At 70.5% G+C, this 11808-nt stretch carries 8 protein-coding genes; all 8 read left to right on the top strand.

Annotation, left to right across the window (positions count from 1 at the left end; all coding sequences use genetic code 11):
- Window positions 1-103: 103 nt before the first annotated feature.
- The 8 genes from FHR32_RS06770 (at window position 104) to FHR32_RS06735 (ending at window position 11580) form a co-directional block, all read left to right on the top strand.
- The gene (locus FHR32_RS06770; protein WP_184753506.1) at window positions 104-2263 is read left to right on the top strand and encodes an alpha-ketoacid dehydrogenase subunit alpha/beta; all 2160 of its coding nucleotides are present in this window, start codon (window positions 104-106) and stop codon (window positions 2261-2263) included.
- 3 nt (window positions 2264-2266) lie between these two features.
- The gene (locus FHR32_RS06765; protein WP_184753505.1) at window positions 2267-3607 is read left to right on the top strand and encodes a 2-oxo acid dehydrogenase subunit E2; all 1341 of its coding nucleotides are present in this window, start codon (window positions 2267-2269) and stop codon (window positions 3605-3607) included.
- Between the two features lie 334 nt (window positions 3608-3941).
- A complete protein-coding gene (locus FHR32_RS06760) occupies window positions 3942-5618 on the top strand; it encodes an NAD(P)/FAD-dependent oxidoreductase (RefSeq protein WP_184753504.1) in 1677 nt (558 codons plus the stop codon).
- Window positions 5615-7072, top strand: a complete 1458-nt coding sequence (locus tag FHR32_RS45790) for an ATP-binding protein (protein WP_184753503.1) — start codon at window positions 5615-5617, stop codon at window positions 7070-7072. The genes FHR32_RS06760 and FHR32_RS45790 overlap by 4 nt, the downstream gene beginning before the upstream one ends.
- A complete protein-coding gene (locus FHR32_RS06750; RefSeq protein ID WP_184753502.1) occupies window positions 7069-7425 on the top strand; it encodes a UBP-type zinc finger domain-containing protein in 357 nt (118 codons plus the stop codon). Before FHR32_RS45790 ends, FHR32_RS06750 begins: the two co-directional genes overlap by 4 nt.
- Window positions 7426-7883: 458 nt before the next feature.
- Window positions 7884-10199, top strand: a complete 2316-nt coding sequence (locus tag FHR32_RS06745; protein ID WP_184753501.1) for a xanthine dehydrogenase family protein molybdopterin-binding subunit — start codon at window positions 7884-7886, stop codon at window positions 10197-10199.
- Entirely contained in the window at window positions 10196-11098 is a 903-nt protein-coding gene (locus tag FHR32_RS06740) for an FAD binding domain-containing protein (protein WP_184753500.1), read from the top strand. The genes FHR32_RS06745 and FHR32_RS06740 overlap by 4 nt, the downstream gene beginning before the upstream one ends.
- Window positions 11095-11580, top strand: a complete 486-nt coding sequence (locus tag FHR32_RS06735) for a (2Fe-2S)-binding protein (protein ID WP_184753499.1) — start codon at window positions 11095-11097, stop codon at window positions 11578-11580. Before FHR32_RS06740 ends, FHR32_RS06735 begins: the two co-directional genes overlap by 4 nt.
- Window positions 11581-11808: the final 228 nt, after the last annotated feature.

Here is an 11808-nt window from a genome sequence, read left to right as displayed (position 1 = left end):
TCCAAACCGCCTCGGTTGGGCGATCATTACGCCGCCTACCCTAGTTTTTGGATCCATTGTGTGTAAAGCTCTCGCTAATGCAATCGATTGCATGGAGAGGCTCATGACAGAGCAGCACCGGCTCGAACCTGCGGCGCCGTGGGTGGAGGTCGTCGCCACCGAATCCGATTGGGACGCCGCCGCCCCGTCCCTGCTCACCGCCATGTTCAGCCAGCTGGTCCTGATCAGGACATTCGAGGAGTATGTGCTCGACCTGGCCAAGGCGGGGCTGGTCCACGGGCCGGCGCACTCCAGCATCGGTCAGGAGGGCGGGGCCGTCGGTTCCATCCTTCCCCTCACCAGCCAGGACACCGTCAACGGCTCACACCGGGGGCACCACCAGTTCCTGGCCAAGGTGCTCGGGCATGTCGAGCCGAAGGGGATCGACCCCCGGCGGCCGTTCTCCGACGAGGTGCGTGCCGTCCTGCTGAAGAGCCTGGCCGAGATCTGCGGCCTGGACCGCGGCTTCAGCCACGGCCGCGGCGGATCCATGCACCTGCAGTGGATCGAGGCCGGAGCGATCGGCACCAACGCAATCGTTGGCGGTGGCGTGCCGCTGGCCGCCGGGTCCGCGTGGGCGCACCGGCAGGCCGGCACCGACGCGGTGGCCGTGACGTACTTCGGCGACGGCGCGGTCAACATCGGCTCCACGCTGGAGACGTTCAACCTCGCCGCCGCCTGGCGGCTGCCCATCTGCTTCTTCGTTGAGAACAACCGCTACGCCGTCTCGACCAGCGTCGAAGAGGCCACTGGCGAGCCGCGGTTGTCGGCGCGGGGGCCCGGCTTCGGCATCGCGAGCTGGAAGGTCGACGGCATGGACCCGCTGGCCGTCTACCTCACCATGCGCGAGGCCCTGGCCCACCTGCGCTCCGGCGGCGGTCCTGCTGTCATCGAGGCGGATGTCTACCGATATTTCCACCAGAACGGCCCCTTCCCCGGCAGCGCGTTCGGCTACCGGAGCAAGGAGGAGGAGCGGCGGTGGCGCGCCCGCGACCCGATCAAGCAGCTCTCCGGACACATGGTGCGGCGGGGCATCATGACCGCCGAGGAGATCTCCGCGACGACTGGGCGGGCCCGTGAGCTCATGGCCGACCTCGGCGACGTGCTCCTGGAGCCGCTGCCCGGCGGCAAACCGGGGCAGCGCCGCATCAAGCCCGCGGAGTGGCCCGATCCAGCCTTCGCGGACGTCGGCGTCCGGGGGGACCTCAGCGAGTTCGCCGACGCACGCTTCACCTGCACCGGCACCCTCAACGAGCAGAAGTTCATCGACGCCGTGGCCGCCGTCATGGCGCGCAGGATGGAGACCGACCCCGCCGTCGTCGTCATGGGTGAGGACGTGCACCGGCTCAACGGCGGCACCAACGGCGCCACCCGCGGGCTCAAGGAGGCGCACCCCGACCGTGTCCTCGGCACGCCGATCAGCGAGAACGCCTTCGCCGGCCTCGGCGGCGGCATCGCCATGGACGGCCGGTTCAAGCCGGTGGTCGAGTTCATGTACGCCGACTTCATGTGGGTGGCGGCCGACCAGCTCTTCAACCAGATCGGCAAAGCCAGGCACATGTTCGGCGGCACCGGCGCGGTGCCGTTCGTGCTGCGCAGCAAGGTCGCCATGGGCACCGGGTACGGCTCGCAGCACTCGATGGACCCGGCCGGAATCTTCGCCACCGCGCCCGGGTGGCGGATCGTCGCCCCTTCGACACCGTACGACTACGTGGGGCTGATGAACAGCGCGCTGCGCTGCCAGGACCCGGTCGTCGTGCTGGAGCACGTGGATCTCTACGGCACGACAGGCCCCGGCCCCGAGGGAGATCTCGACTATTGCCTCCCGGTCGGCAAGGCGGCCGTCGTCCACGCCGGGTCGAAGCTCACGATTCTCACCTATCTGGCGATGACCCGGCATGTCCTGGAGGCACTGGGTGACGTGGACGCCGAGGTGATCGACCTGCGTTGGCTGGACAGGGCCAGCCTCGACTGGGACACCATCGGCACCAGTGTCAAGAAGACCAACAACGTTCTCATCGCCGAGCAGGGCCCGCTCGGCACCTCCTATGGCGGCTGGCTCGCCGACGAGATCCAGCGGCGCTACTTCGACTGGCTGGACCAGCCTGTGCAGCGCCTCACGGGCGGCGAGGCCTCGTCCAGCATCAGCAAGGTCCTGGAAAGGGCGGCCATCGCCAGGAGCGAGGAAGTGGCCGCCAAGCTCGCCGAGATCGTGGGGAAGTGACCGATGGCCAGAATCCTGCGCATGCCCGAGGTGGCGGCCAACGCGGCGGAGGCGGTCCTCCAGGGCTGGTCCGTCACGGAGAACAGCCCGTTCGCGGCGAGCGACGTGATCGCCACCATCGAGACCGAGAAGGCCGTGGTGGACGTGGAGGCCGAGGCGGACGGCGTCATCGTGAAGACCCTGGTGCCGGAGGGCGCCGCGGTGGAGGTCGGGGATCCCATCGCGGTGATCGGCGACCCCGGTGAAAAAGTGGACAACCTCGACGCCCTCCTCGCCGACATGGGCGTGGCCGCCGCGGAGGCGGTCAAGGACCCGGAACGACGCGAGGCGCCGGACGCGGCTCGCACGGCCGAGCAGGCCGCCGGCGGTCCTGACACCGGGGGCACCGCCCGTTCCGGCGGGCATGCCGCGGGACCGCGGATCTTCGCCAGCCCACTGGCGCGTCGGCTGGCCAGGCAGGCCGGAATCCCGGTTGAGGAGATTCCCGGAAGCGGGCCGAACGGCAGAGTCGTCCGTAAGGACGTGGAGGCGGCCGCGGCCCGCAAGGCAGCGGAGGCGGCCGACCGCGAGGCAGCGACAATCCCCTCGCCAACCCCGGCACCCACCAACGTTGCGGTGCGCGCACACGGGCCCGCGCTCGCGCCGGCGGTCGTCGTGGCTGACAGAACGCACACCGACACGCCACACTCGCGGATCCGCAGGGCCATCGCCGCCCGGCTCGCCGAGAGCAAGCGGACGGCGCCGCACTTCTACCTGCGTGGTACGGCCCGCGTCGACAAGCTGCTCGACCTGCGGCGGCAGCTCAACGATGGCGGCACCACGAAGATCTCCGTCAACGACCTGGTACTCAAGGCCGCCGCACGAGCGCACACGCTGGTCCCCGCGATGAACGTGATCTGGACCCAGGACGCCATCAGACAGTTCACCTCGGTCGACCTGGCGATGGCCGTCGCGACCCCGCAGGGCCTGGTGACGCCCGTGCTGAGGGGCGCGGACCGGATGACGGTCACCGCGGTCACCGCGACGGTCAAGGACTACGCCGACCGCGCCAAGACGGGCAGGCTGCGCCAGGACGAGCTGGAAGGCGGCACGCTCACGGTGACGAACCTCGGCATGTACGGCACCGAGGAGTTCGCCGCGATCATCAACCCGCCCCACGCCGCGATCCTCGCCGTCGGCGCCGCGCGCCAGGAGCCGGTCGTCGAGGACGGCGAATTAAAGGTCGGGACGACGATGCGGGTGACCCTCTCGGTGGACCACCGCCCGGTCGACGGAGTGGTGGCGGCGGAGTGGATGCGGACCTTCCTCGCTCTGGTCGAGAACCCCGTCCAGATCCTGGCATGACGTCCCGCCGCCTGTGGGACCACAGTGGACCGTGCGCCGAGGAAGGCGCCCAACTCTGATCCGCAGCCCCGCTGTGCGCGCAGGGGCTGGCGGTCGTGCGCTGCCAGGCCAGGTGTGATCGCGTCGCGCTGTAGTGTGGCGAGACTTGCCGTCGTGGATGCCGTCGGGGGGCGCCGGGGGAGTGGATCGTGGTGCCCGGCGGAAGTGGGTGGGTACGACGTGGTCGGGGTCGACAGTGCCTCGCGCGCTGTCGCGCTCCACCAACCGAACGAGGTCGGCCACGTGGTCCGCGGCGCGGGCCGTACCGTGAGCTGACAAGTCCCGGAGGTGAAACATGGCGGAGGCCGTCGACGCAGCGCGTACGGTCATCCTGACCGTGGACGACGACCCGGCGGTGTCCCGCGCCGTCGCCCGTGACCTGCGCCGCCGCTACGGCGACCGGTACCGCGTGGTCCGCGCCGAGTCCGGTGAGTCGGCGCTGGAGGCTCTGCGCGAGCTGAAATTGCGGGGCAGCCACGTCGCGGTGCTCCTGGCCGACTACCGCATGCCGCGGATGAACGGCGTCGAGTTCCTGGAGCAGGCCCTCGACCTGTTCCCCGGCGCCCGGCGCGTGCTGCTCACCGCCTATGCCGACACCGGCGCCGCGATCGACGCCATCAACGTCGTCGACCTCGACCACTACCTGCTCAAGCCGTGGGCCCCGCCGGAGGAGAAGCTCTATCCGGTGGTGGACGACCTGCTGGAGTCCTGGCGGGTCACCGACGGCAAGGAGACGCCCACCACCAAAGTGGTCGGTCACCGCTGGTCGGCACGCTCCTCGCAGATCCGGGAGTTCCTGGCCCGCAACCAGGTTCCCTACCGCTGGTACTCGTCCGACGAACCGGAAGGCCGGCGCCTGCTCCACGCCGCGGGCCAGGACGGGCTTCGGCTGCCGCTGGTGGTCACCCCGGACGGCACCGCGCTCGTGGAGCCCGAGGAGCGTGAACTGGCGGGCCGGGTGGGGCTGTCGACGACTCCGGCGGCCGACTTCTACGACCTCGTCATCGTCGGCGGCGGACCGGCCGGCCTGGGCTCGGCCGTGTATGGGGCCTCCGAAGGGCTGCGGACGGTCCTGGTCGAGCGCGAGGCGATCGGCGGTCAGGCAGGTCAGAGCTCGCGCATCGAGAACTACCTCGGTTTCCCCGACGGCGTCTCCGGGGCACAGCTCACCGACCGGGCGCGGCGTCAGGCGGTGAAGTTCGGGGCCGAGTTGCTGACGGCGCGCCAGGTCACCGCGCTGGAGGTGCGGGGCGCGGCACGCGTACTCCGGTTCTCGGACGGTTCCGAGGTCTCCGCGCACTGCGTGATCCTGGCGACGGGCGTGTCGTATCGGCAGCTGGACGTGCCGGGCGTCACCGAGTTGACCGGGCGCGGGGTGTACTACGGATCAGCCCTGACCGAGGCTCCCGCGTGCCAGGGTCAGGACGTGTACATCGCTGGCGGGGCGAACTCGGCCGGCCAGGCCGCGATGTTCCTTGCCCGGGGTGCCAAGTCCGTCACCTTGGTGGTGCGCGGGTCATCGCCGGCCGCCTCGATGTCGCACTACCTTCTCCAGCGGGTCATGGAGTCCCCGGTGATCTCGGTGCGCACCGACACCGTCGTGGAGGCCGTCCACGGTACGGAGCATCTGGAGAAGCTGACGCTGCGCAACACGGTGAGCGGAGAGACCGAGATCGTGGAGGCCCAGTGGATGTTCGTGTTCATCGGGGCCGCGCCGTTGACCGACTGGCTGGACGGCACGGTGCTCAGGGACCCGCACGGGTCCGTCCTGACCGGCCCCGACCTGTCGCCGGACGGGCGCCCGCCCGCCGGATGGACGCTGGACCGGCCGCCATACCACCTGGAGACCAGCGTGCCGGGCGTGTTCGCGGCGGGCGACGTGCGGGCCGAGTCCGCCAAACGGGTCGCCTCCGCGGTCGGCGAGGGGGCCATGGCCGTCATGCTCGTGCACCGCTATCTGGAGCAGTCATGACCCGGCCCGGGACACACTGCGACGAGGAAGAGCTGCGCTCCCTGTTCCTTTTTGAGAAGCTCTCCGACGACCAGCTCGCCCGGCTGTGCCGGGATGGCCGGGCGGAGTGGTCCGACCTGGGCACGGTCTACCGGGAGGGCGACTCGGCCGCGTACCTGTACGTCCTCTTCGAGGGCACGGTGGTGCTCTCACGCCGCGTCGGCGGCGAAGACGTGGACGTCAACCGCACCTCCACGCGCGGCGTGTACGCCGGGGCCTTCCAGGCGTACCTGGGCGACCAGGTGCCACAGGTCTACAACAACTCGATGCGGGTCACCGAGCCCTCCCGGTTCTTCGTCCTGCCTGCGGAGACCTTCGCGGAGATCATGCGCGACTGGTTCCCGATGGCCGTCCATCTGCTGGAGGGGCTGTTCTTCGGGACCAAGAACACCCAGCAGGCGATCGGCCAGCGCGAGCGCCTGCTGGCCCTCGGGTCGCTGGCGGCCGGGCTCACGCACGAGCTCAACAACCCGGCCGCCGCCGCGGTGCGGGCCACCGCCGAACTCCGGGAGCGGGTGGCCGGAATGCGCCACGGGCTCGGCGACATCGCGGCCGGCCCGATCCGGCGGGACAGTGTCGACGCGCTGACCAGGATTCAGGAAGACACCGCCGAACTCGCCGCACGGGCCCCCGCCCTCAGCCCGCTGGAGGCCTCGGACCGGGAGGACGTCCTGACAGACTGGCTGGACGAACACGGCATCGCCGACGGATGGCAGCTCGCGCCCACGTTCGTGCAGGCCGGTCTCGACACCCCCTGGCTGGACCGGATCGCCGCGGCCGTGCCCCCGGACGCGCTCGCCGCGGCCGTGCGCTGGCTGAACTGCACCGTCGAGACCGAACTCCTCCTCGACGAGATCGAGGACTCGACCACCCGCATCTCCGCCCTGGTCGACGCGGCGAAGCACTACGCGCAACTCGACCGCGCGCCATACCAGCACACCGACGTACACGACCTGCTCGACAGCACGCTGGTCATGCTCTCGCAGAAGATCGGGGCGCGCGTCAGCGTGGTCAAGGACTACGACCGCACGCTGCCCGAGATTCCGTCGTGCCCCCGCGAGCTCAACCAGGTGTGGACCAACCTCGTCGACAACGCGCTCTCCGCCATGGGCGGCACGGACGCCGACGGCACGCTGATCGTCCGCACCGCACGGGACGGCGACCGCCTGCTGGTCGAGATCGGCGACACCGGCCCCGGCGTGCCTCCTGAGATCCGCGACCGCATCTTCGACCCTTTCTTCACGACCAAACCCGTCGGCGAGGGCACCGGGCTGGGCCTGGACATCTCCTGGCGCATCGTCGTCGGCCGGCACGGCGGTGACCTGCGGGTCGAGTCCGTGCCCGGCGATACCCGTTTCCAGGTCCGCCTCCCGCTGTCTCCCGCCGACCTCAACACTCCTGAGGAGTTGTCATGAGCCTTGAGCAAGTGATCGACCTCGCCGTTCCGCCGAGCGGCACTGGCTGCGTCGAGTGCGACGCGACTGGCGGATGGTGGGTGCACCTGCGGCGTTGCGCCCTCTGCGGCCACATAGGTTGCTGCGACGACTCGCCGTCCAAGCACGCCACGGCGCACGCCAGGGAGACGGGACACCCGGTGATCCGCAGTTTCGAACCGGGCGAGGAGTGGTTCTGGGACTACACCACCTCGAAGTTCCACGAGTCCGGGCCCGCGTTGGCGCCGCCGGAGAGCCGCCCCGTCGACCAGCCCGTCCCCGGGCCCGCCGGGCGGGTACCCGCCGACTGGGCCGAACGCCTGGGTGGCGGGTGACCGAGCTGCTGCGCCCGGCCCGCGGTGCCCTGGGGAGGCGGGTGGAAGCGCGAAGGTGCACGAGAGTTCGACGGAGCGGATGCTGGCGCGCGTACGGCGGTGAGCCGCTTGTACAACCTGCGCGCGGCGTAGGTGGGGTCGAGGATCTGCTCGCGGGTGCCCCAGCCTTGTGAGGGGCGCTGCTGGAACAGCCCGAGGGAGTCCAGGTGGCCGTGGGGGAGGTTGCGCAGCCCGGATTCCTGCAGGGCGGTGGCGACGGCGATCACGGCCGCCCGCGTGGGGAGCCCGAGCTGCAGCGCGGTCTGGATGATGAGCGCGGCGTTCCCACGCTGTGCTGGCCGATCTGCCGTGTGCTGAGTGAGTTTCCCCGAGCGTGAAGGGTTGAACGGGCTTGGCTGTGGAATGCCAGTAGGGAGCGCTACGGGCTTGACCGATCGAGTCGGTGTTGGGGGATCGCCTTGGAGCAGTGGGCCAGGCGCGAGGACCGGCGGCTGCTAACCGGCCGTGGCCGGTTCGTCGCGGATATGGCGGTGCCGGGTTGCCTGGATGCGGTCTTTGTCAGAAGCAGGATCGCGCACGGTGTCGTACGCGACGTGGACTGCGCAGCCGCCCGAGAGGTGCCGGGAGTGGCCGGGGCGTGGTCGGCGGCGGATCTGTCCGGGCTACCCGCGTGTGCGCACGCTGCCGCGCGCCTGCAGGATCTGCCGCCGGTGCCTCATACGCTGCTCGCGAAGCTGTCCACCGCTGAGGCGGTCGCCGGACGTGAATGGCCGGCGTTGGCGAAGGACCGTGTGCGGTATGCGGGAGAGGCCGTCGCGGTTGTCGTGGGAGAGGACCGCTACCGGGCCGAGGACGGAGCCGCCGAGGTCGCCGTCCGGATCGATCCGCTGCCGACCGTGGTGACGCCCTCCGCCGCCGCCGCCGACTCGGTTCTGCTGTTCGACGGGCTGAGCAACACCGCGTTCCGGGGAGAGACCGGGACACCGATCGATGAGACGGTATGGCAGGAGGCGGCCGCCGTCGTCGAGGCCCGCTACCGCCAGCAACTCCTGATGCCGACGCCGATGGAGTGCCGGACGATCCTCGCCGTCCCCGAACAGGACGGGCGGTTGACAGTGTGGTCGGGGCATCAGATGCCTCACCGGCTGCGGCGAGAACTGGCGGCGCTGCTGGGACTGCCGGTCGACCGGATCCGCGTGGTGGTGCCTGATACCGGCGGCGCGTTCGGTTCCAAGAGCGCGGCGTTTCCGGAGTTCGTCACGGTGGTCTACCTGGCGGTGATGCTAGGGCGGCCCGTGCGCTGGATCGAGGACCGTCTGGAGTCCATGACGGCCGCAACCCGCGGGCGGGGCCAGGACCAGCAGGTCCGGCTCGCCGCCGACGCCGACGAGCACCTGCTCGCCTACGAACTGCAGATCGACGCCGACGTGGGCGCCTACCCTCATCTCGGGGTGGGCCTGCCCATGCAGACGGCCTGGATGGCCACCGGGCCGTACACCACACCGCGGGTTCACGCCTCCGTGCGCTCGGTGCTGACCAACACGATGGTGACCTACCCGTATCGCGGTGCCGGCCGGCCGGAGGCGACGATCGCGTTGGAGCGGTCGATGGACCTGTTGGCCCGCCGACTCGGGCTGGACCCGGCGGAGTTGCGGCGACGCAACTTCATCCCGGCCGAAGGCTTCCCGTACCAGACTCCCACCGGCCGGTGCTACGACAGCGGGAACTACGCCGCCGCCCTCGACGTGGCGTTGGAGACCATCGGCTACGACACGTGGCGGGCCGAGCAGACACGCCGCAGGCATGACCCGCACGCCCTGCCGCTGGGCATCGGCCTGTCCTGCTACGTGGAACGCTCCGGCGGAGAACCGGGGGGACTACACGACTTCGCCGGCATCGAAGCGCACGAGGACGGCACGATCACCGCCCGGTGCGGCGCGGCACCTAGCGGGCAGAGCCATGAGACAACCTTTCCCGCGCTGGTCGCCGCGACCCTCGGCGTCGACGAGAGCCGGGTACGGCTGATCGAGGGAGACACCGACGCACAGCCCGAGGGCCTGGGTTCCTTCGCCAGTCGTTCGGCGCAGGTCGACGGGGCGGCCCTGTGCCACGCCTCCGCCCTGCTCATCGACCAGGCACGCGAGCGGGCCGCGGACTTGTGGGGGACGCCGGTCGAGGAGGTGGAGTGGTCCGACGGCTCGGTCCGCCACGTCCGGGACGGCTCGGCCGCCATGGACCTGGCGGAACTGGTGAAGGCCACCGGACCGCTCAGCGTCGACGACCGGTTCGAGTCGGGCATGGGCTTTCCGTTCGGCGCCCACGCCGCCGTCGCCGAGGTCGATCCGGAACTCGGCACCGTCCGCGTGCTACGACTGGTCGCCGTGGACGACTGCGGAGTCGTGCTCAACCCGGCGGTAGTACGCGGGCAGGCATTCGGTTCGGCCGTCCAGGGGATCGGCCAGGCCCTGTACGAGGGCATCCCCTACGGAGACGACAGTGTGCCGCTGCTGGCGGGCGGCCTGCTGGACTACCTTCTGCCGACCGCAACCGAGGTCCCGCCCATCGAGGTCAAGGAGACCTGCACCCCGAGCCCGAGTACGCCGCTGGGCGCCAAGGGAGCGGGTGAGTCGGGCTGCATCGGCACACCCGCGGCGATCGTCAACGCCGTGGCCGACGCGCTCCAGATCGCCGACCCCGGCCTGCTGCAGATGCCGCTGACCCCGGACGTCGTGTGGCGCGCGGCGCGCGCCGCGAAGTACGAGGGGGCCCGTTGAAACCCGCAGCCTTCGACTACGTCGCACCTCGTACCGTGGACGAGGCCCTGAACGCCCTCGGCGCCACCCGGCACGACGTCCGCGTCCTCGCCGGCGGCCAGAGCCTGATCCTGGAGATGCACCTGCAGCGGATCCGCCCCGACCTGGTGGTCGACATCAACCGTGTCGCCGAGCTCGACCGCCTGAGCGTGAACGACGGCACGGTCGAGATCGGCGCGCTTGTCCGCCACGGCGTCTTCGAGTCCCCGCAGGCCGTGCCGGGTCCGCTCGGCAGGCTGTTCGCGCTCGCCGCCGTCAACATCGCCCACCCGCCCATCCGCGCCTGCGGCACGATGGTGGGCAGCCTCGCCTGGGCGCATCCGGCATCGGAGTGGTGCGCGATCGCCCTCGCGCTCGACGCCGCGATCGAGGTACGCAGTACCGGCGGCGCCCGCGAGATCGCGGCCCGTGACTACTTCCGCGGCCCTCTCCAGACCGCGCGCGCACGAGATGAACTCATCACCTCGGTGCGGTTCCCGCTGCCCGCAGACGACACCGGGGTCGGCTTCATCGAGCATCGGCGGACGCATTTCTGCTTCGCCCAGGTGGCCGTTGCCGCCACGCTCACCGTGCACGACGGACTGATCAGCGACGCGAGGATCGGCCTGGTCAACTGCGCCGACCGGCCGATTCGGGCCCACGCCGCCGAACAGGTCCTGATCGGCTGCGAGATCACCGTCCCGGCGGTCGGCAACCGGCTGCCCGGCGGTCACCCATTCGTCCGCGCCGGCCGGATCGCCGCCGATCAGGACGCCGCTCCTCTCGCCGAGCCATACGCCGACCCGGAATACCGGCGGCAAGTCATCGCCGTCCTGGTCGGCCGAACGCTGCGACAAGCGGCGGAGGGAGTCCTTCAGTGAAGATCACACTTACGGTCAACGGCGACGACTACCCGCTGGATGTCGAGCCGCGACGCATCTTGGCCGATGTACTGCGCGAGAACTGCCGGCTGACGGGTACACACCTCGGTTGCGAACACGGCGTCTGCGGGGCCTGCACAGTGCTGGTGGACGGCAAGGCCGTACGTTCATGCCTCATGCTTGCCGTACAGTGCGATGGCAGGTCAGTACGCACCGTTGAAGGCTTGGCGGGGCCTGACGGCGAGCCGCATCCGCTTCAACGGGCCTTCTCCGCCGAGCACGCCCTGCAGTGCGGTTTCTGCACACCGGGCTTTTTGATGGTGGCGGCAGGCGCCCTGGAGGCCGACCCCACGATCGGCGACGATCCGGAACGGGTACACGGCCTGGTCGAGTCCAACATCTGCCGGTGCACCGGCTATGAACCCATCCGGCGGGCGATCATGCGCGCCGCGGCCGAGTCGGCCGCGCTTCGGAGGCGGTGATGGGCAGGTCATCTCCCGCCGGGCAGCGGCCGCAGGCCGTCCTCATGCACCCGCTGCAGCTGCCCGCCCTGAGTGGGAATGCCACTACCTGGTCAACCTGCTCGGCAACCAGGTCGAGACGACGACCGCGTGGCCTGTGTGATCCTCGACGGCGTCATGGGGAACTACCGGCTTTGCGGATCTGCTTCGTGTACCGGGGCGACTGCGCCCGCGCCCGGCTCGGGCGGT

This window comes from Streptosporangium album (genome assembly GCF_014203795.1).
GTDB classification, from domain to species: Bacteria; Actinomycetota; Actinomycetes; order Streptosporangiales; family Streptosporangiaceae; genus Streptosporangium; species Streptosporangium album.
The sequence above is the reverse complement of the archived record's forward strand: the minus strand, read 5'-3'. Positions and strand labels throughout refer to the sequence as shown.